Source organism: Pseudomonas sp. S2_H10 (genome assembly GCF_054668285.1).
The window spans coordinates 5683989-5704255 of record NZ_CP162754.1; the positions used below are offsets into that span (position 1 = coordinate 5683989).

Below are 20267 nucleotides of genomic sequence, written 5' to 3' on the forward strand. Positions count from 1 at the left end.
CACGACGGTCGGGCTTTTCATTGCAGCAGATCCGGGCTTAACCCAAATGTTCCTGGTCCTGGATGATTGCGTTGTCCAGAGCCTCCAGCAGCGCTTTGCGCACTTTCAACTTGGTGTTCTTGTGCGCGGTCATGTTGATCTTCTTCAACTGGCGAGCGGCCGCCAGTGCCGCGCCCTGCAGTTCGTCAGCCGCCACCACGACATCAAGGAAGCCGGCTGTCACGGCGCCTTGTGGGTTGAACATCTCACCGTTGACCACCGAACGCTGAAGCGCCACCTTGTTCAGGCGATCACGGGCGATCTCGATGCCTGCGTGGTGCATGGTCATGCCGATCTGCACTTCGTTGAGGCCGATGCTGAACGGACCGTCCACACCGATGCGATAGTCGGCCGACAACAACAGGAATGCGCCCTTGGCCACCGCGTGTCCCGGGCATGCAACGATCACCGGGAAAGGGTGCGACAACAGGCGACGGGCCAGGGTCGAGCCGGAGGTCACCAGCGCCACGGCTTCTTTAGGACCGGACGTCATCACCTTCAGGTCATAACCGCCGGACAGAATGCCTGGCTGGCCGGTAATGATCACCACCGCACGATCAGTCACTGCCTGATCCAGCGCAGCGTTGAACGCGGCAATCACATCCGGGGAGATGGCATTGACCTTGCCATTGCTCAAGGTCAGGGTCGCGATACCGTCTTCGAGATGGTAGGAAATCAACTCACTCATGACGCTATTCCTTTCATTAAAGTTGGGCAGACGTTACCCACCGCCGCAGGCCAGGTAAAGCGCCGTGACTGACCCGCCAGTCACCCTTTGCCTGCCCGCCACGCGTAGCCCGCCATGCCTGCTGCGCATTCCCCTCTATATAGAAGAGCGCGCGAAGCCGAAGATTGGCCGGTTTGCCATGGCCCGGAACGAGCGCAAACGCCGAATCGCGTTAACCGCATGAAAATTCTGAAAAAAATGTTTGCCATCGGAAAAGCTTTCGACTACATTAGCGCGCCTCGACAGACAGAACATGTTTGAAGAGATACGGTGAAGTGTCCGAGTGGCTTAAGGAGCACGCCTGGAAAGTGTGTATACAGGAAACTGTATCGAGAGTTCGAATCTCTCCTTCACCGCCACATTCTGAAGACCCCCGCAAACTTATGGTTTGCGGGGGTTTTTCTTTTTCGGCTGTACTACTCCTGATATCCCGCCACTTGCGAGTGACTCTGCTACGTCAGATCAAGTCGCTCCAACGCATAGTCCTTGCCTGCCAGGGTCAGTTCAAAAGTGGTAGCGCCGAACGTACCCCGGGTCACTTTTTGCATCACCAGGTGTTTAACCTGGAGTTGCTTCAGGCCGTCTTCCACTTCCACTTTGCTCAGTGAGACAAGTTTGCAAATGGAGTCCAGGTTTGCAATTTTTCTGAAGTTTGCGTGATAGGCCAAGGCTTCCATCAGCAGCGTTTGGTTGTCTGTCAGTTGTGGAAACTGAGGGTTGTTGTTCTTGTAGATCTTTCGCTCTATCTCATGTAGCTCGCCGTAAACGCCATCAGTGGTGCGGTAGAAGTAAATCGCTACAGCCAAGGCAATGACCAAAGCCACGAAAATCAGCAGAAGTGACCAATTCGGTACTGGCGTTTCCAAACCCAGCCAGCTCCACGCACCCAGCAACCAGGTCTTGGTATCTGCCAGCAACGTCATGTCGAAGTAGGTGTCGAGCAACTTTGTGGCAATTATCAAGGCAATAAGGAAGCCTGCGGCCACGTAGGCCAGCACCTTGAAAGGGATCGGGGAATGATTGCCTTCTGCTGCCATGCTGCTGGTCTCCAGTGCAGGGAACCGATGTTTCAGCATAGCAGCAGGGCACTCCGGCATTGGCCGCGCCAGATTTGATCATGCCGCCGGCAGAATAAGCGTGACGGTGCCGGTCTTTGATACGCTGGCTGATCTTCTGAACAGGAACAAACAGCAATGATCACCACCACAACCCATTCCATTGAAGGCCGGCAAATTACGGCTTACCTGGACATCGTCAGCGCCGAGTCGGTGCAGGGGATCAACGTCGTTCGCGACGTGTTTGCCGGGATGCGCGACTTTTTCGGCGGGCGCTCCCAGACGCTGGAGCGAGCGTTGCAGGAAGCACGCATTCAGGCCACCGATGAAATCAAGGAGCGGGCGCGGGCGCTTCAGGCGGACGCGGTGGTGGGGCTCGATTACGAGATCAGCATGCCGGCTGGCAAGGGCGGGATGGTCGTGGTGTTTGTCACCGGGACTGCGGTCAAGTTGCGCTGAACGTGCGCCGCCATTCGTCGGTCATGGAAGAGTCCGAACGGCAAGTCCGTTAGTGACCGGCTAGTCTCAAAAACCTTGGCGATCGATATTCTTTCAGGCAAAGGGCTTGCCGGTGTCGATCGCGCTTCTTGAAAAGGGGTGAAGAGATGGCTGATCCGTATATCGAAGACGATGGTGCAGAGTTTCCGATCAACAACAGTGTGCGGTGTGGCCAGACCCAGTATGTGGCCAGTTTCGGCGAAGACCAGACAGAGGTCGACAAGATCAAGACCAGGGCGTGCCGGGTACTGAAGGGCAAATTCCTGCCCAAGGTGACAGCGCCGGTCAGGAAGTGAACGAACGCTGGCAAACCCCGTCTTTGAACGCAATGCTGTTCACTTAAGCATGGGGTTGTTAAAAACTGGATTGGGGGGATATCCATTGCTGCGGTAACGGCCACTTATGGTTTCGCCCTTACGGCGAGTCCCTTTTTCAAACGCCAAAAAGGAACCAAAAGGCTCTTGCCCCACCACTCGGTGCCTCGCCTAGGCTCGGCATGCCCTCTCTCCGGCATTGCTCCGTGGGTCGCCGCGCTGGGCCATCCATGGCCCAGCGCGGCTAAACCGGCGTCCTGCCGGTTTAGCCGCTACGCAATGCCTGCGTTCGGCCATCGTGGTTTAACGGGGCGCCACGATCAAAAGCAAAGCGAGGCGGCCTGACAGCCGACCTGTTTCTAGTGAACACGTTTCCCTGTAGGAGCGAGCTTGCTCGCGATGGTCGCCAACGATAAAGCGCCCTGTCTGGATGACTGCGTTGTCTGGAAGTCCATCGTCGGAACGCCGCCCGGAGCAGGCGCGCTCCTACAATTGGATCGCGCACAGACCTGCAATCAGGTCGGCTGTCAGGCCGCCTCGCTTTGGCTTTGGCTTTTTGATTTTCTTGCCCTATATCGAGAGGCCGAGTGGAGGTTCTGCGCAGGCTTTTCCAAGTGACTCGCTGTAAGAGCAAAACCATAGGTGGCCGTGACCGCAGGAATGGATATACACCTAATCCAAATATCCACCTGGAGCCCTCCAACGTAAAGTGAACAGCATTACGTCTTTGAATGGGGTTTTTCATGTCTGTAACAGGATTTTCAAGGGCCTGATCTTTCACAAACTTTTCACAACACCCTGCGTAGGCTCGACTCATCCGTTAGAAAGCAACATCTGGCCCGTTTCCCCAGCGGGCTTTTTTTTGTCCGCGATAAAACCTTTTGCATAAATGCTGTCCAACCGTCGCCAATCGCGAAGTTGTCCGCGCAACAGCATTCAATCTCGCCCCCTTTTTTTGTTTACCCCTATTTTTGAGGTTTTTGTCATGCGTTTATCACTGCCCGCTCTGGTTCTGGGGCTTCTGGTTGCTCAAGGTGCAATGGCTGGCGACGGCACTGCCGCGCTGGGCGGTGGCCTGGGCGGCGCATTGGGTAACGTTGTCGGCCAGAAGATGGGCGGCAGCACGGGCGCAGCGATTGGTGCGGGCGTCGCTGGCGCGGCGGGCAGCGCGGTTGCCGCCAAGAAGGGTCATCGCACCAGCGCAGCCATTGGTGGTGGTGTCGGTGCGGCCGGTGGTTCGGTGATCGGTAACAGCCTGGGTGGCAAGTCCGGTTCCACCATCGGTGCAGGCCTGGGCGGTGCATTGGGCGGCGGCGTAGGCAGCAACCTGGCCAAGGGTCACAAGCGTCACTGATGCTGATCCAGATATGAAAAGAGCCCGGCTTATGCCGGGCTTTTTCATATATGAACGTTTCACGCTGGCGCGGCTCAAATCTTCCATACCCTTGAAGAAAGCGAGGCGTGCCATGAACACGGAAACCGGCGGCAAGCAAAACGTAGCTCGACGATTGATGTTGCCTGCGATTGTTTTTGGATTGCTGGTCTCTCAGGCAGCGCTGGCAGGAGGCAATGGCGATGCCGCAGTGGGCAGTGGTCTGGGTGGGGTGCTGGGCAACGTTGTCGGCGGTCAGGTCGGTGGCAGTACGGGTGCAGCGGTCGGCGCGGGTGTCGGCGGCGCGGCCGGCGGTGCCATTGCCGCGCCCAAGCGCAATCGCACTGAAGCGGCCGTAGGCGGCGGCTTGGGCGCGGCGGGCGGATCGCTGCTCGGCAACAGTCTTGGCGGCTCGACCGGATCGGCCATCGGCGCAGGTGTTGGCGGTGCGGCCGGTGGTGCGATCGGCAATGACCTGGGGGATGGCAGTGGCGGCTCCCATTCCGGTGGCGGGCATAAACACTCGAACAAACACCACAAAAAGCATCACTGATTGAGCGAGGCATCCCATGAGCTCGGAAACGAAAAGCAAGGAAGAAAAAACCAAGGAAGAAAAAGACCCGAGCGGACAGCCGTATATCAACGATCCGGGCAATGAAGACCCCGGGTCGCTGATGGATGACGCGACAGTGCCGCTTAACGATGCCGATGACGCGGGCGATGTGGGCAATATTGAGTTTGAAGACGAGGAAGAGGACGAAGACTGATTGAGCGCTTGTCTCTCTGGACAAGCGCGGCCATCGTCCCGTCCTGCACTTCAGATCAAATGAGAGGTGCGATATGAGCACTGATCCGAAAGTTTTCGACGATGATGACACTCCGGAATATCCGCTGCCGTCACCTACCGATCCCTTGAGTCGCGACCAGCGTCCGCCGGACGACGATGCAGGCGTGGAGCAAGTGCCGAGCGATGACGATGTCGAGGCAGTCCCGCGAGATCGCGAAGATGCCGATGCCGATGGCTCGCCAGAGCGGTCTGTTTCGACGCAACCGTGAGAATGCCCGGGCTTGATTACTCAGGAATTTGCAGGAATCGACCTGAGTGGGTCGTTCAACCCCGGCGGATCTTCCCATCCCGTCGGATTTCGGCTGTACCGATACGGGTTCAACCCACCGGCCAACCCGAGCGGAGCCGGCGTCAAGTAGCGACCTGAGTCCGGATGATAGTAGCGATGACGGCTGTAATGCAGACCCGTCTCGGCGTCGAAGTATTGCCCCTGAAACCGTAGCGGCTGTTCGAATCGTCCGCGGTCATCGCCACGAAATTTGCCGTGGGCGGTGTATTTGCCTGTCCAGATGATGGCGCCGCTGTAGCTGGTCAGTTCCAGCGGGGTGCCGAGGTGGTCGAGTTGGTAGTAGAACGGGCAGGCCTCAGCGCGGCCTTTGCCATCGAGCAGCGCCAGCGGGCGCAAGTTGCCGGGTTCGTAGACGTAGCTGCGGTAGTGCCCGGGGCCGCTTTCGGCGATGAGCCGGTCGCCTTGCCAGAAGAATTGCGTGGTGTAGCCGTCCACGGTTTTGCGGATGCGTCGACCGAAGGCGTCGTAGCCGTAGCTGGCACTTTTACCGTCCGCAGTACTGACGCCGATCAGGCGGTGCTGGTTATCGTAGGTGTATTGCGTGACCTGGGACCGAGTACCACGGCGATCGCGGATCAGGTTGCCGAAGGCGTCGTAATCGTAGTGACTGTCGTTATTGCGGATCAGACGGTTGCCCCGCAGCACGCAGGGGCCGGGACGGTCATGGATCAGCAGGTTGCCGGCCGGGTCGTGGCTGAAGTTCTCTGCGTACTGGTCGCGAGCGTGACGTACGCCGATCAGGCGGTCGAGTGCATCGTATTGATAACGGCGTGCACCGTGGCGGCTGTCGACAATCTGCAAGAGGTTGCCCTTGGGGCTGTAGGCATATTCGCGGTGGTACAGCGGTCGTTGTTTCTGGCTGACGGAATGGGTCTGCAAACGGCCCTGCTCATCGTAGGCGTAATCGCTGAGCAGCAGGCCCTGTTGGCGTTGCCGCTCCTCGCGCCCGCCAACAAAACGATGGCTGGTCAGGCGCCTGCCGTTGAGGTCGATGGCAGTGAGGGCACCGCCTTTGACGCGGTGGTAGACGAGGACACAAGCATCTGGCAGGCGCAGGCCCTTGAGCCGGCCACAGACGTCATAGTCGTAACCCAGGGTTCCCCAACCCTGATGCTCGGTGAGCAGTCGATCCTGAAGGTCGTATTCGAACCGCAGCGCAGGGTCCTGGCCATCATCGACGCTGATCAGGCGACCGAGGTTGTCGTAGCGGTACTCGACCTTGACCCCATCGGGCAGGATTTTGACCAGTAACCGCCCGGCGCTGTCACGCTGATAGGCGGTCACCAACTGTGTGCCATCGTCGCCAAACTCGGTTTTTACCGCCAACTGGCCGTTGAGGTCGTAACTGTAGGCGGTACGACGTCCATCGAAGGCGGTCTCCTGTCGGATCAATCCGCCTGGGCTGTAGTCCAGGCGATAAGTGTCGCCGACTTCGTTTTCGATCTCGGTGAGCAACAGTTGCGCATGCTCATAGCGGTACTTCAGCGTGCTGCCGTCAGGGTTGATCCGGCGGCTGACCAGGTGCAGGTCGTCGGCGTATTCGTAACGGGTGACCCGTCCCAGTTCGTCGGTGTCGGCGATGACCTGGCCGTAGGCGTTGTAGCGCCAGGCACGGCAGGCCCCGGTGGGCAGGGTGGTGCGGGTCAGTCGACCTGCGGCGTCCCACTCGTTCGAGGTGATGGCTCCGTGTTCGTCCTGCCGGGTCATCTGCCTCCCCAGCGAATCGTAGGAAAAAATGCGCCGGCCACCATCGGGCAAGGTCTCTTCAAGCAATTTCCCCAAGGCGTTCCATGCAAACCGGTGCTCGCTGAGGTCGGGTAAGCGGATCGTCAGCAAGCGTCCCTGCGGGTCGTAGCAGTAGCGGCTGACATGCCCGTCGGGATCGGTGACGGCAGTGATGTCGCCCCTGGCATTGCGCTGATAGGTCCACGTCGCCTGGCCGCGGGTGCGAGCGTGCAGGAAACCGTGGCGATACTCGAAGAACTCGGGCGCCTCATCCGGCGCAAGCAGCGCGACCAGTCGACCGGCTTCGTCATAATGGTATTCGGTGACGGCGCCCAGAGCGTCCTGTTCGGCGATCAGGCGACTCTGATCGTCGTAAGCCTTGTGCTGCACACCGCCGTCCTGCCCGACCTGGCACACCAGTCGCGCGCGGTCGTCATGAACGTAGATCTCTTCGCTGCCGTCGGTGTGGTAAACCGTCACGCAGCCTTGATCGTCCCAGGCGTAATGCACGTCCATCTGCGCAAACGAAGCCCAGTGATGGATGCAGCGGGCAGTCTTGCCGGAGCGTTCCCACGCCCAGAAGAAACTCGCTCCACCCGCCAGTTGGCGTTGCAGGATGACGTGCTGCTCGTCGTAGTCGTAGCGTTCGCTTTCACCCGCGGCGTTGGTTGCCTCGATCAGGCGATGACGGGCGTCGTAACGGTAGCTGGCGAGTGTTTGCTCGGTGCGCCAGGTGTGCGCTTGGGGGCCGCAGCGCTGAAACACCTGATAGTCGACGGCCACCAAATGCTTGAGGTCGTAACGCAGCGACAAGGCACGGCCGGCGCCGCTGTCCAGGCGCTCAATCCGCCCAAGGCTGTCGCGCTGTACCGTCAGGCGGTTGTCGCAGGCGTCGCTGATCACGCTCAGTCGGCCGTCGAGAAAATGAAAGAAACGTGGCGCGTCGCCGGCGGGTGCGATGACCAGTTCGTCCGGCTCTTCGCCGAGGTAAATCGCCGCCTGCGTCAGTCTGTCGTGGATCACCGGGCGCGCAGTCGTCGGCCATGGAAATGGCGTGCGGCGGGTTTCGGGGTCGATCCACAGCACTTGCTCGCCGTGGAATTCCAGGTGTTGGCACAGCGAGTGACGCCAGCCAAAACCGAGGCCACTGTCGAGTTCGACGACGCGGGTGCGATAGAGGCGGGTGAAGTCGAATGACAAGATCCCGTCGAGCGTGCCGTCCGTGAGGGTCAGTAGCACTTCGCCGGTGACCATCGACACCGGGCCGTCGTGGGCCTTTTTGGGATCGAACATCTGCAGACTTTCGCTTGGCGGAATGTAGGACGTGAGACTCTGAGCAGGATCTACGAGAAAAGAAGTCAGGAAAGTTAGCGTTTGGCGTAGGTCAATTCGCTAAATCACGAGAGCCATTCGCCCTGGATCGGGATTTCATCGTTGCTCTGAGCCAGCAGCGCTCGTTATGCTGCTGAATCCTTTAATCCATTCGGGCAGCCGGCCGTATCCGAGCCGCCCGGTGCCTGCGAAAACGGATCAGATGCGATGAATGCACCCCTGAAAGCATTCGGCCCGATCAAGGCCGTGATTTTCGATATGGACGGCTTGTTGCTGGACACGGAGGGCATCTACACCGAAGTCACGTCCATCATCGCCGCGCGTTACGGCCGAACGTTCGACTGGAGCATCAAGCAGAACATCATCGGTCGCGGTGCCGGCGATCTGGCGCGCTATGTGGTTGAAGCACTGGACCTGCCGATGACCGCCGAAGAGTTCCTGGTGGTCCGCGAGCCGCTGATGCGCGAGCGCTTTCCTGCAGCGCAAGCAATGCCTGGCGCACAGGAGCTGGTCCGGCATCTGAAGGCCAACAACATTCCCATTGCCGTCGGCACCAGTTCCTCAAGCCAGTCGTTCGCTCAGAAAACCACCTTGCACCGCGACTGGTTCGCCCTGTTCGACTTCATCGTCACCGCCGATGACCCCGAGGTCGGCGCGGCCAAGCCGGCACCGGATATTTTCCTGACGGCGGCACGGCGCCTGGGCGTCGCGCCCGAGGATTGCCTGGTGTTCGAGGATTCGCCCTTTGGTGTCACCGCGGCGAAAGCGGCGGGGATGACGGCGATCGCCATTCCGGATGCGGCAATGGCGGACGCAAAGTACGCACACGCCGACGGCATTCTTCGTACGTTGAAGGCGTTCGAGCCGGATGCTTTTGGTTTGCCGGCGCTGGATTGGGCCTGACGCCAGATAAAAAATGTGGGAGCGAGCAAGCCCGCTCCCACATTTGCTTTGCGTTTAGTGCATCAGGCGCCGAAACCACCGTCGATGGTCAGGCTGGCCCCGGTGATGTAGCCCGCTTCAGGGCTGACAAGGTAGGCGACGAAGCTGGCGATTTCTTCAGCCTTGCCGTAACGACCCACGGCCATCAGCGGGATCAGGCTGTCCGCAAAGTCACCGTGGGCCGGGTTCATGTCGGTGTCGACCGGGCCCGGTTGCACGTTATTGATGGTGATGCCTTGCGGGCCGAGATCACGGGCCAGGCCTTTGGTCAGGCCGACCAGCGCCGACTTGCTCATGGCGTAGGGGCCGCCACCGGCGAAGGGCATGCGGTCGGCGTTGGTGCTGCCGATGTTGATGATGCGACCGCCTTCGGTCATGTGCTTGGCGGCGGCCTGGGTGGCGATGAACACGCTGCGCACGTTGATGGCCAGGGTCTGGTCGAAGTCTTCGAGCTTGAACTCGGCCAGCGGAGCGACGGCCAGTACACCGGCATTGTTGACCAGGATGTCCAGGCGACCGAAGGCGTCCACCGTGGCGGTCACGGCACCGCGGATCGCCTCGGCGTCGGCGCTGTCGGCCTTGATGGCCAGGGCCTTGCCGCCCTTGGCGGTGATGCCGGCTTGCAGTTCTTCAGCCTTGGCCGTCGAGCTGACATAAGTGAAGGCAACGGTCGCGCCTTCAGCGGCCAGGCGCTTGACGATGGCTGCACCGATGCCGCGGGAACCACCTTGAATCAATGCCACTTTGCCGCTGAGGTTCTGAGTAGTCATGTCTGTCTCCAAGTCCCGAGGCGAGATGTCCCGGTTGATGGAGCCTAGTATCGATTCGGGATTACCTGCTGTGTAGACCATGATTACGATAGTCTGTGTAAACCAGAAGTTTATAGTGGCGCCTATGGAAACCTTCAGCAGTATCGAATGCTTTGTACGCAGCGCCGAGGTCGGCAGCTTCGCTGAAGCTGCGCGGCGCCTGAGCCTGACACCGGCGGCGGTGGGCAAGAGCGTTGCCAAGCTCGAGGCACGCCTGGGCGTCAGACTGTTCCAGCGCAGCACGCGCAGGCTGACGCTGACGGAAGCCGGGCAATTGTTTCTCGGCGAAGTCAGCGGCAGTCTGCACACGATCCAGAACGCCGTGGCCAATCTCGCCAGCGCCGGAGGTCAGCCGGCGGGCACCTTGAAAGTCAGCATGGGCACGGTATTTGGCTGCCTGTACATAGTGCCGATGCTCGGCGAGTTTCTGCGGCGATACCCGGCGATCAACCCGGACTGGCATTTCGACAACCGCCAGGTCGACCTGATCGGGCAGGGGTTCGACGCGGCAATCGGCGGTGGCTTCGAATTACCCCAGGGCGTGGTTGCGCGCAAGCTGAGTCCGGCGCATCGGGTGCTGGTGGCTTCGCAGGCTTATCTGGAGGCGCATGAGCCGATCAGCGAACCGGATGACCTCAAGCGCCATGACGGGATTCTGATCCGCTCGCCGCAAACCGGTCGCGTGCGCTCCTGGCAGTTGACCCATCGCAATCAGCATCACAGCCCGTTGACGCTCAAGACGCGGATGACCATGAGCGATTCCGAGGCGGCCTGCGTCACCGCCGCCCAAGGTCTGGGCATCGCGCTGGTGAGCATGCCATTCGCCTCGGGATACCTGGAGACGGGCAGGTTGCAGCGGGTGTTGCCGGACTGGTACATCGACGACGGCCACACCTCCATCTATTACGCCGAACACAAGCTGCTGCCCGGCAAGACCCGGGCGTTTGTCGAATTCGTCATTGAGCAGTTTGCCGAGCGGGGGCTGGGGCAGCGGTTCAGTGCGGTCTGAGTCTGGCTTGAGACCGAGGTGCCCCAATCGCGGGCAAGCCCGCTCCCACAGGGACTGCACTGGACCCTGTGGGATCGGGCTTGCCCGCGATGAACGATAACGCGGTTTATCGGGCAAACCGAGCCGGCCAACCAATGATGTTTTTCGGCCGCGGCGTTGCATAGGTCCGCACTTTCGAGGTCGACAGCCCCAGCCGCACCAGCGACTCGGCAATGGTCACCGCCGCCGTCACCCCGTCCACCACCGGTACGCCGGTGCGCCGGCGAATCTGCTCGTCCAGCCCGGCCATGCCGCCGCAGCCCAGGCAAATCACTTCGGCCTTGTCCTGGGTCACCGCCAGTTCGGCCTGATGCACGATGGCTTCCAGAGCGCGTTGCGGTTCGTGCTCCAGCTCCAGCACCGCCAAACCACTGGCCCGGACCGAGGCGCAACGGTCCCAGAGGCCGGAGAGCTTGAGGCGGTCTTCGATCAGCGGCACGGTGCGGTCGAGGGTGGTGACCACCGAGTAGGCGTGACCGAGAAACATCGCCGTGCTGGCGGCGGCATCGGTGATGTCCACCACCGGCACGTTGAGCAGCTCCTGCAAGCCTTCACGGCCGTGCTCGCCGTAGCCGGCCTGGATCACCGCGTCGAAAGGCTGGTCGTAGGACATCACTCGGTCCATGACCGCGATCGCCGCCAGGTAACTTTCAAAATTGCCCTCGATGGAGTCGGCGCCGAAGTGCGGGGTGAGGCCGACGATTTCCGTGCCGGGCGATGCGACGGCCTGCGCCGAGCGGGCGATGGCCTGGGTGATGGATTCGGTGGTGTTGACGTTGACCACGAGAATGCGCATGGGGAGTCCTTATTGCAGAGGGTTCTGCGGCCCGACAGGGTCAGGCCGCGGCGGGATCAATGACTGACGTTGTCGACCGCGATGGTTTCGCCGCTGACATCGGCGTAGTGCGGTTGGCGTTTGGCGATGATCAGGTAGAGCATCCCGGCGATGCCGGCACCAATCAGCCAGGAGAACGGCGACACGCTGTGGAACCCTGGCACCAGGGCCAGGACGATGGCGATCAGGGCGGCGGGAATGAACGCCGCCACCGCGCGCAAATTGACGCCGCGGCTGTAGTAATACACGCCGTCGGGGTCTTCGCTGTACAACTGCGGCACGTTGACCTGGCCTTTGCGAACCAGCCAGTAGTCGACCATGATCACGCCGTACAACGGGCCGAGCAGGGCACCGAGGCCGGACAGGAAATACACGATCACCAGCGGGCTGTTGTAGAGGTTCCACGGCAGGATCAGCACGGCGATGGTCGCGCTGATCAGGCCGGCGCGGCGGAAGGTCAGGTACTTGGGCGCCAGGTTGCTGAGGACGAACGCCGGGGCGACGAAGTTGGCCATGATGTTCACTGCCACGGTGACGATCAGGAACGCCAGGCAACCGAGCACCAGGAAGAAGGTGTTGGGGATCGAGGCGATGATCTCGGTCGGGCTTTCGATGATCCGGCCATTGATCTGGAACTGCGCGCCGCAGAGCAGGACGGTGATGGCGGCGAACACCAGGATGTTCACCGGCAGGCCCCAGAAATTGCCGACCTTGATGGTCTTGCGGCACGGCGAAGAGCGGGCGAAGTCGCAGAAGTTGAGGATCAGGGTGCCGTAGATCGCCAGCCACAACGCGCCGCCGGCAAAGATGTTGCGCCACATCTCGCCGCCAGTCAGCGGTTCGCGGATCGACCAGGCGATGGTCGCGTTGGCCTGGAAGTACATCCAGGCGGCGAGGGCGGCGACGGTCAGCAGGATCACCGGGCCGGCAAACGCCTCGTAGCGCCGCACCATCTCCATGCCATAGGCAAGGATCGCCAGTTGCACGAACCAGATCGCGACGAAACACACCCAGCCCAGTGTCGACAGGCCGAGTATCGAGTCGTGGTCGTAGTCGGCGAAGCCGGGGTGGACCGCCGTCAACAGCACGCGAAAGACGACGGACGCAAGGTACGTCTGAATCCCGAACCAGGCGATGGCGATCACGGCGCGGATCAGTGCAGGAATCTGCGCCCCGTGAATGCCGAAACTGATCCGGCTGATGACCGGAAACGGCACACCGGTTTTCTGGCCCATGTAGCCGGAGAGGTTCATGAAGAAGTACACCAGCGCCGCGCCGATCCCCAGCGAAAGGAGAATCTGCCAGCCACCCAGACCCAGCGCATACAAGCCGATGGCGAAGGAGTAGTTGGCGATGTTGTGAACATCGTTGGTCCATAGCGCAAAGATGCTGTAGCGCCCCCAGCGCCGGCCTTCGGCCTTGGTTGGCGCCAGATCCTTGTTATGCAGCCTCGGACTCAGCACGACGGGGGCGTGATGCGCCTGATTGTCGGCGGTGTGGGTGGAATGGGAGGAGGGTAGATCCAGCGCGATATTGTTGTTTGAGAGACTAGTACGCATTCCGGCAGGCTCCTGATGCTCGACGCCGCGATGACTGTGCATGAGCGCGTAGCTCGACAAATCTTCGTCGCGGTGTAGCGAATATCATTGGTTACGGGGCATCTGCAGCCTGTACGGGATAGGGCGCTTCAGGCTTGCGGATCTAAAGTGTGTGTATGTTTTGATCTGATTGTATACAAAACATGTATGCACTTAAGCCAGTTCCATGCCAGCCGGAGGTTCTATGCCGGGTGCTGTTCATTTCGTTTTGTTATGGCGTTCCGCCAAGCTGCTGAAAAAAATGAAATATAAATTGACCGTTTGAACAGGTATTTATTTTCAGGAAGGGAGAAACGCGGCGACGCCAGGTGGGCGGAGGGATGTAACTTTTGGGGGCGTAGAAACAAAAAGTGCACACATAAATGGCACCGATGGTGACATTCGTGTGTACACATTTTTGTGGGCAGCAGAGAACACTGTGGGAGCGAGCCTGCTCGCGATGGTCGTTAACGATAACGCGGGGTGCCAGATACCCCGCTGCGTTCTCGGGTTTATCGCGAGCAGGCTCGCTCCTACAGGGGGTTAAGCTTTGGATTTGCTGATGATGTTGCCGGCATGCAACCCGCATTCTTTCTGGGTCGCTTCTTCCCACCACCAGCGGCCTTCGCGCTCGTGGTGGTTCGGCAGGACCGGGCGGGTGCAGGGCTCGCAGCCGATGCTGATGAAACCGCGCTCGTGCAGGCTGTTGTACGGCAGCTCCAGCATGCGGATGTAGCCCCAGATCTCTTCGCTGGTCATTTGTGCCAGCGGGTTGAACTTGTACAGCGTGCGTTCCGGGGTGGAGAAGGCGGTGTCGACTTCCATCACCGCCACAGCGCTGCGGGTGCCGGGGCTCTGGTCGCGACGCTGGCCGGTGGCCCAGGCTTTCACGCCGGACAGCTTGCGACGCAGCGGTTCGATCTTGCGGATGCCGCAGCATTCGCCATGGCCGTCCTTGTAGAAGCTGAACAGGCCTTTTTCCTTCACGAAAGGTTCGAGTTTGGTGTAGTCCGGCGACACCAGCTCGATGTCGATCTTGTAGTGCTCGCGCACCTGATCGATGAAACGGTAGGTCTCGGGGTGCAAGCGGCCAGTGTCGAGGCTGAATACCTTGACGTTCTTGTTCAGCTTCCAGGCCATGTCCACCAGCACCACGTCCTCGGCGCCGCTGAAAGATATCCACAGGTCATCGCCGAACTCGGCAAACGCGAGTTTCAGAATGTCTTGGGCGGATTTGTTGGCATAGGTCGTGGCGAGTTCCACGACGTCGAACGTTGGGCTCATCAGGGCGGCTTCCTACAGGTCGGTGGCGCTGGGCGCTCTATATGGGGCCGATGGTAACAAAAAGCTGCACGGGCCGGGGCATCCTCTGCGTTGCGCAGGCAGGCCCGAGTCGCTAGAGTTCGGCAGTCTTTTTGCTCGCTCGACTCAATAATCAATACAAATGGGAGTGTCTTGTGGAAATTACCTGTCTGGATCTTGAAGGTGTGCTGGTTCCGGAAATCTGGATCGCCTTCGCCGAAAAAACCGGGATCGAATCCCTCAGGGCCACCACCCGGGACATTCCCGACTACGATGTGCTGATGAAACAGCGCCTGCGGATTCTCGACGAGCACGGCCTGAAGCTCTCCGACATCCAGGAAGTGATCGCCACGCTCAAGCCGCTGGACGGCGCCATCGAATTCGTCGACTGGCTGCGCGAGCGCTTCCAGGTGGTGATTCTGTCGGACACTTTCTATGAGTTTTCCCAGCCGCTGATGCGCCAACTGGGCTTCCCGACCTTGCTCTGCCATCGTCTGATTACTGACGACAGCGGGCGAGTCACTGGCTACCAGCTGCGTCAGAAAGATCCCAAGCGTCAGTCGGTCCTGGCCTTCAAGAGCCTCTATTACCGGGTGATCGCGGCGGGGGATTCGTACAACGACACCACGATGCTGGGCGAGGCCGATGCCGGGATTCTGTTCCATGCGCCGGATAACGTGATTGCAGAGTTCCCGCAGTTCCCGGCGGTGCACACGTTTGAGGAGCTGAAGCAGGAGTTCATCAAGGCTTCGAACCGGACCTTGAGCCTGTAACCCGATCCCCTGTGGTGAGGGGGCTTGCCCCCTCACCACAAAAGCGCTGTGTCAGAGGTTTTGCAGGGTATCGAGCAGCACCTTCACCTTGGTGATCGATTCCTGATACTCGGCCTGCCACTCGGAATCCGCGACAATCCCGCCGCCGCCCCAGCAACAGACCTGCCCGTCCTTGACCAGCAAGCTGCGAATGGCGATCGAGCTGTCCATTTCGCCGCGCACGTCCAGGTACAGCAATGAACCGCAATACAGCCCGCGCCGGGTCGGTTCCAGTTCGTCGATGATCTGCATGGCGCGAATCTTTGGCGCGCCGGTAATCGAGCCGCCGGGGAAGCTGCCGGCAATCAGGTCCAGGGCGTCGCGGTCGTCCGCCAGTTCACCGGTGACGCTGCTCACCAGGTGATGCACGTTCGGGTAACTCTCCAGGCTGAACAATTCCGGTACCCGTACCGAACCGATGCGGCAGGTGCGGCCGAGGTCATTGCGCAGCAGGTCGACGATCATCAGGTTTTCCGCGCGGTCCTTGGGGCTGGCCAGCAGTTCGGCGGCGTTCGCGGCGTCTTGCCCGGGCGTCAGGCCGCGCGGGCGGGTGCCCTTGATCGGGCGGGTTTCCACATGGCGCTGGCTGACTTTGACGAAGCGTTCCGGCGACAGGCTGAGTACGGCATCGCCGTCGGGCAGGCTCTGGAAACCGGAAAAGGCGTCGGGCACGCCTCGCGCAGCGCGCAGTAGGCGGTCCACGGATCACCCTGGCTGGGCGCACGAAAACGCTGGGCGAAGTTGACCTGATAACAGTCGCCGGCCTGAATGTATTGCTGGATGCGCTCGATTGCCTGTTGATACTCGTCCGCGCTCAAGTCGGCCGTCATCGGCGTGAGCAGTCTGAATGGCGCAACCGCTTGCGGTGCAGGCTGGACGAACAGCTCGATCAGGCGCTGACGCTCGCTGCCGGGCAGTGTCGGGTGGAACACCAACTGGCTGGTCAGCGCAAGGTGATCGCTGACCAATGCCCAGCCGTACAGGCCGAAACGCGCGTCAGGCAGTTGCAGGTCGTCCCGCGCCTGGCTCGGCAGGCGCTCCAGGTGTCGGCCAAAGTCGTAACTCAGGTAGCCGATCAATCCACCGGCAAACGGCAGCTCATAAGATGCCGGCAGAGCGGCTTTGCCGAGCCGTGTCAGGTTGTCGCGCAGGCGTTGCAGGAACGCCTCGCCACTTTCGTCGGGCGATACCGTCAGTTGTTCCAGCGGCCAGGCGCTGAGCAGGTCATAGCGACCGCGGTCGGCGCTGGGGCGACCGCTGTCGAGCAGTACGGCGCCGGGGGCATGGCGAATCGCCGCGAAGTACTCGGCGGGGTTGGCGCAATAGGGCAGCGGGTGTACGGAACAGGTCAGCATGGGCGGGGGAGATCAGCCATCGAGGCGGGGTGGCGATTGTAGACCCCTGTAGGATTTGGTCCTAGAGGGATGTCGGAAAGAAGCATGTGGCGAGGGGGCAAGCCCCCTCACCACACCGGATCAACCCTCGACCGCAGGAATATGCCCGAACATCTCCTGCACAAACGCTATGCGTTCCTCGACGGTTTCGGTCACGCCGCGGGCCTTCAGGTCTTCCAGGCGAGCCTCGACCGCATGGGTGCGCAACGTCAGCCCGCAGTCATTGGCAATCTGAATGTTCAGCCCCGGCCGGGCGTTGAGTTCAAGAATCAGCGGGCCTTTTTCCTGGTCCAGGACCATGTCGACACCGATGTAGCCCAGCCCGCACAACTCATGACAACCGGCGGCGAGTTTCATGAAACCGTCCCAGTAGGGCAGTTGCACGCCATCCACCGCGTTGGTGGTGTCCGGGTGTTTGTTGATGATGTTGTTCAGCCAGGTGCCGCGCAGGGTCAGGCCGGTGGCCAGGTCCACGCCGACACCGATGGCGCCCTGGTGCAGGTTGGCCTTGCCGTTGGACTGGCGCGTCGGCAGGCGCAACATGGCCATCACCGGGTAGCCCATCAAGACAATGATGCGGATGTCCGGCACGCCTTCGTAGCTGATGCTCTTGAAGATCTGGTCCGGAATCACGCGGTACTCGATCAGCGCCCGGTCGCGGTGACCACCCAGGGAGTACAAACCGGTCAGGATGCTGGAAACCTGATGTTCGATTTCCTCATGGCTGATGATCTTGCCGGACACCGTGCGGTACCGTCCCTCGAAGCGGTCGGCGATCACCAGGATGCCGTCGCCACCGGCACCCTGGGCCGGTTTGATCACGAAGTCGTTGCGTCCGCCGATGATCTCTTCGAGCTTGTCGATTTCCTTCTCGGTGGAGATCACGCCATACAGCTCGGGCACATGGATGCCGGCGGCGATGGCGCGCTCCTTGGTGAGGATCTTGTCATCGACGATCGGGTACAGGCTGCGCTTGTTGTACTTGAGCACGTAGTCTGCGTTGCGCCGATTGATCCCCATGATGCCCCGGGCTTCCAGGGCCTTCCAGGTCTTCCAGAGGCCGAACATCAGGCGTCAGCCTTCTTCAGGAAAGCCTTGAAGCGCACCAGTTCGGTCAGGCGATAACCGCGATAACGACCCATGGCCAGCATGAAGCCCACCAGGATCAGCAGGATCGCCGGGAAGGTGAACACGAAGTACACCAGTTCCGGCACGGTCATGATCAGGTGCGCCAGGGATGCGGCGAACAGCGTGCCGATGGCCACTTTCATGGCGTGGCCGCCGCCACGTTCTTCCCAGGTGATCGACAGGCGTTCGATGGTCATGGTCAGGATCACCATCGGGAACAGCGCCACCGACAAGCCGCGCTCCAGGCCGAGTTTGTGGCTGAACAGGCTGATCGCCGCGATCAGCACCACCACGAAGGTCAGCACCACCGACAGCCGCGGCAGCATTTGCAGCTTCAGGTGTTCGAGATACGAACGTAGCGACAGGCCCAGCGCGGTGATGATGGTAAACAGCACGATGCCGAAACCGAGCTGGGTTTCGCGGAAGGCCAGGGCGATCAGCACCGGCGTGAAGGTGCCCAGGGTCTGGATGCCGATCAGGTTGCGCAGGATCAGGATCACCAGAACGCCGATCGGGATCATCACCATGATCATGAAGGTCTGCTGGGTCTGCAGCGGCAGGCCGTACAGCGAGTACTCGAGGAAGTTGGCGTCGGTGTTTTCGTCGGTCAGCTTGGCCAGGCGAATGGCGTTCATTTCGCTGTTGTTCAGGCTGAAGGTCACGTTGGCTTTCTTGCCGCCGTCGACGGTGATCAGGTTTTCGTCGCCGGTCCACCACAGCAGGCGGTCGGTCGGCAGGCCCTGCTCACCGGTTTCCGGGTTGAAGTACAGCCAGTCGGTGCCGTTGAAACTGCGCAGCCACAGTTCCGGTACTTGCGGCTGGTCGGCCACCAGGCGGATGGTGTGGACCTTCTCGATCGGCACGTGGGCGATGGACAGCAGCAACTCGACGATTTTCGCCTTGTGCGCGGTGGATGGATCACCGGCCAGCAACAGTTTCACGTTGTCGTCGTTGAGGTTGTTGACCCGCTTGATCGCTTCACCGACGAAGGTTTCGACGTCGGCCGAGTGCTGGCGAATCGGTGCGAGCAGGGCTTCGGCGGCGATTTTTTCCGGGCCTTCGATGGCGACGCTGTCACGGAAGGTCGGGCCCTTGATCTTGGCTTTCTCGCCGGAATAACGCTTGGTCAGCACCAGGCGGTAATACAGCGTCTGATTGCCTTTGGCCCGGCGTGCCGACCAGGTGACCTTGCGGTTGCCGTCGACCCGGTTCACGGCCACGCCGTAGTTATTGGAGATGAAGCTCTCGTTGAGGCTGACGAAGTCGCGGCTCAGCGGCGGCACGAACATCTGGATCTTGACCGGATCCTTGGCACTGGCGACGAACTCGACCTTGGCGTCGATGTTCCACAGGTCGTCAGTGGCGTCTTCGGTCACCGGGATGCCCAGCACGAAGATCTGATAGGCCGTGACTGAAATGCCCAGCACCACCAGGATGGCGATCAGCAGTTTCAGATGAAGGGTAAGAGAGCGCATTTGAATTACTCGGCGGTATGAGCGTCGGTGGTGCAGGCGGGTTTGCCGGCAGCATATTTAAGGCTGGGGTCAACCAGTGCATCGAAGCGCTTGAGTGCTTCGGAGCCAATCAGGAGCGGGTATTGGAACGCGCTGCGGTCGGTCAGGTTCACTTCGATGCTGCGCAGGGCCGAGCCCATGCAGATGTCCAGTTCGATCACGGGGCGGGCGGTGTACTTCTTGCCTTCCTCCGGGTCGTAGTCGCCGGCCCGGCGCTTGATCTTGCTGACACGGGCCAGCGGGCGTTCGATCGGGTGCGAATGGGCGGCGTCGATGGCCAGGTAAAAGCGCACCCACGATTCGCCGTTGCGTTTGAAGCGTTTGATATCCCGCGCACTCAAGGAAGCGGTTTTCGCCCCGGTGTCGAGCTTGGCGGCCACTTCCAGGTCGATGCCATTGAGCGAAGCGTACTCGTTGAGGCCATACACGGTCTTTTCCCCGGCCATTGCGAACCCGGGCAGGCAAAGTAAATAAAGGAAGGCAGGGAAGGGCTTGAGTCTCATAAATCCTGATGCGCAGCGGTCCGACTTGATTCAAGGCCCTGGCATCGCTGCGCAAGCTCCCTCGTACGCCTGTCAGGTTTTCATGACAGGCAGTGCAGATGTGACAAACAAATGCGGGCGGCATTCTAGCACGGTGGTTTGACGGCGCCAGCGCTGGCCGGTGGCTATAAACCATGGGGTCGCTTCCTTATGGTGCAACCGGTTA

At 60.7% G+C, this 20267-nt stretch carries 18 protein-coding genes, 1 tRNA gene and 2 pseudogenes; 10 read left to right on the top strand and 11 right to left on the bottom strand.

Annotated elements, in window-relative coordinates:
- Window positions 1-37 precede the first annotated feature (37 nt).
- Complete coding sequence (locus AB4O16_RS25670) at window positions 38-727, bottom strand: crotonase/enoyl-CoA hydratase family protein (RefSeq protein WP_160388766.1); 690 nt, start codon at window positions 725-727, stop codon at window positions 38-40.
- A gap of 308 nt (window positions 728-1035) precedes the next feature.
- Between AB4O16_RS25670 and AB4O16_RS25675 the strand changes: the two genes are divergently transcribed.
- Window positions 1036-1125, top strand: a tRNA-Ser gene (locus AB4O16_RS25675).
- Window positions 1126-1218: 93 nt separating this feature from the next.
- Here AB4O16_RS25675 and AB4O16_RS25680 read toward each other — a convergent pair.
- Window positions 1219-1803, bottom strand: coding sequence for a hypothetical protein (locus tag AB4O16_RS25680; RefSeq protein ID WP_160388767.1), 585 nt, complete (start codon window positions 1801-1803; stop codon window positions 1219-1221).
- Window positions 1804-1959: 156 nt separating this feature from the next.
- Between AB4O16_RS25680 and AB4O16_RS25685 the strand changes: the two genes are divergently transcribed.
- The 6 genes from AB4O16_RS25685 to AB4O16_RS25710 all read left to right on the top strand — a co-directional run bounded on the left by AB4O16_RS25685 (window position 1960) and on the right by AB4O16_RS25710 (window position 5061).
- Window positions 1960-2280, top strand: a complete 321-nt coding sequence (locus AB4O16_RS25685) for a YbjQ family protein (RefSeq protein ID WP_160388768.1) — start codon at window positions 1960-1962, stop codon at window positions 2278-2280.
- 146 nt (window positions 2281-2426) lie between these two features.
- The gene (locus AB4O16_RS25690; protein WP_032829518.1) at window positions 2427-2615 is read left to right on the top strand and encodes a hypothetical protein; all 189 of its coding nucleotides are present in this window, start codon (window positions 2427-2429) and stop codon (window positions 2613-2615) included.
- 1003 nt (window positions 2616-3618) lie between these two features.
- Entirely contained in the window at window positions 3619-3987 is a 369-nt protein-coding gene (locus AB4O16_RS25695) for a bacteriocin (protein ID WP_160388769.1), read from the top strand.
- A gap of 112 nt (window positions 3988-4099) precedes the next feature.
- Window positions 4100-4558, top strand: a complete 459-nt coding sequence (locus tag AB4O16_RS25700; protein WP_160388770.1) for a YMGG-like glycine zipper-containing protein — start codon at window positions 4100-4102, stop codon at window positions 4556-4558.
- A 16-nt stretch (window positions 4559-4574) separates the two neighbouring features.
- Window positions 4575-4772 (top strand): hypothetical protein, encoded by a 198-nt coding sequence (locus AB4O16_RS25705; protein ID WP_460156139.1) that lies wholly within the window; start codon window positions 4575-4577, stop codon window positions 4770-4772.
- A gap of 73 nt (window positions 4773-4845) precedes the next feature.
- The gene (locus AB4O16_RS25710) at window positions 4846-5061 is read left to right on the top strand and encodes a hypothetical protein (protein WP_460156140.1); all 216 of its coding nucleotides are present in this window, start codon (window positions 4846-4848) and stop codon (window positions 5059-5061) included.
- Window positions 5062-5081: 20 nt separating this feature from the next.
- Here AB4O16_RS25710 and AB4O16_RS25715 read toward each other — a convergent pair.
- Window positions 5082-8132: pseudogene (locus AB4O16_RS25715) on the bottom strand (RHS repeat-associated core domain-containing protein); the annotation flags it as partial.
- Between the two features lie 273 nt (window positions 8133-8405).
- Between AB4O16_RS25715 and AB4O16_RS25720 the strand changes: the two are divergent.
- Window positions 8406-9101 carry an HAD-IA family hydrolase gene (locus tag AB4O16_RS25720; protein WP_460156141.1) on the top strand — a complete coding sequence of 232 codons (696 nt, stop codon included), beginning with the start codon at window positions 8406-8408 and terminating at the stop codon, window positions 9099-9101.
- A 62-nt stretch (window positions 9102-9163) separates the two neighbouring features.
- Here the strand turns inward: AB4O16_RS25720 and AB4O16_RS25725 are convergent, their stop codons facing one another.
- Window positions 9164-9910 carry a 3-oxoacyl-ACP reductase family protein gene (locus AB4O16_RS25725; protein ID WP_460156142.1) on the bottom strand — a complete coding sequence of 249 codons (747 nt, stop codon included), beginning with the start codon at window positions 9908-9910 and terminating at the stop codon, window positions 9164-9166.
- Between the two features lie 124 nt (window positions 9911-10034).
- Here AB4O16_RS25725 and AB4O16_RS25730 point away from each other — a divergent pair, with 124 nt between their 5' ends.
- The gene (locus AB4O16_RS25730; protein WP_160388775.1) at window positions 10035-10958 is read left to right on the top strand and encodes a LysR family transcriptional regulator; all 924 of its coding nucleotides are present in this window, start codon (window positions 10035-10037) and stop codon (window positions 10956-10958) included.
- Window positions 10959-11064: 106 nt separating this feature from the next.
- Here the strand turns inward: AB4O16_RS25730 and AB4O16_RS25735 are convergent, their stop codons facing one another.
- The 3 genes from AB4O16_RS25735 to AB4O16_RS25745 form a co-directional block, all read right to left on the bottom strand.
- Window positions 11065-11793, bottom strand: coding sequence for an aspartate/glutamate racemase family protein (locus AB4O16_RS25735; RefSeq protein ID WP_008017624.1), 729 nt, complete (start codon window positions 11791-11793; stop codon window positions 11065-11067).
- Between the two features lie 56 nt (window positions 11794-11849).
- Complete coding sequence (locus AB4O16_RS25740) at window positions 11850-13391, bottom strand: NCS1 family nucleobase:cation symporter-1 (RefSeq protein ID WP_160388777.1); 1542 nt, start codon at window positions 13389-13391, stop codon at window positions 11850-11852.
- A 561-nt stretch (window positions 13392-13952) separates the two neighbouring features.
- Window positions 13953-14693 (bottom strand): phosphoadenylyl-sulfate reductase, encoded by a 741-nt coding sequence (locus AB4O16_RS25745; protein WP_460156143.1) that lies wholly within the window; start codon window positions 14691-14693, stop codon window positions 13953-13955.
- Between the two features lie 173 nt (window positions 14694-14866).
- On the opposite strand from AB4O16_RS25745, the gene thrH reads away from it, so the two are divergent.
- Window positions 14867-15484: a bifunctional phosphoserine phosphatase/homoserine phosphotransferase ThrH gene (gene thrH, locus AB4O16_RS25750; RefSeq protein ID WP_460156144.1), complete on the top strand. Its 618-nt coding sequence runs from the start codon at window positions 14867-14869 to the stop codon at window positions 15482-15484.
- Between the two features lie 51 nt (window positions 15485-15535).
- Here the strand turns inward: thrH and pabB are convergent.
- The 4 genes and pseudogenes from pabB to rloA all read right to left on the bottom strand — a co-directional run bounded on the left by pabB (window position 15536) and on the right by rloA (window position 20062).
- Window positions 15536-16878 (bottom strand): annotated as a pseudogene (pabB, locus tag AB4O16_RS25755) (aminodeoxychorismate synthase component I).
- 120 nt (window positions 16879-16998) lie between these two features.
- Complete coding sequence (locus AB4O16_RS25760; protein ID WP_160387422.1) at window positions 16999-17985, bottom strand: alpha-L-glutamate ligase-like protein; 987 nt, start codon at window positions 17983-17985, stop codon at window positions 16999-17001.
- Window positions 17985-19520 (bottom strand): osmotic stress tolerance membrane protein RloB, encoded by a 1536-nt coding sequence (gene rloB / locus AB4O16_RS25765; protein ID WP_110661525.1) that lies wholly within the window; start codon window positions 19518-19520, stop codon window positions 17985-17987. Before rloB ends, AB4O16_RS25760 begins: the two co-directional genes overlap by 1 nt.
- 5 nt (window positions 19521-19525) lie before the next feature.
- Complete coding sequence (rloA, locus tag AB4O16_RS25770) at window positions 19526-20062, bottom strand: retropepsin-like aspartic peptidase RloA (protein ID WP_085716837.1); 537 nt, start codon at window positions 20060-20062, stop codon at window positions 19526-19528.
- Window positions 20063-20267: the final 205 nt, after the last annotated feature.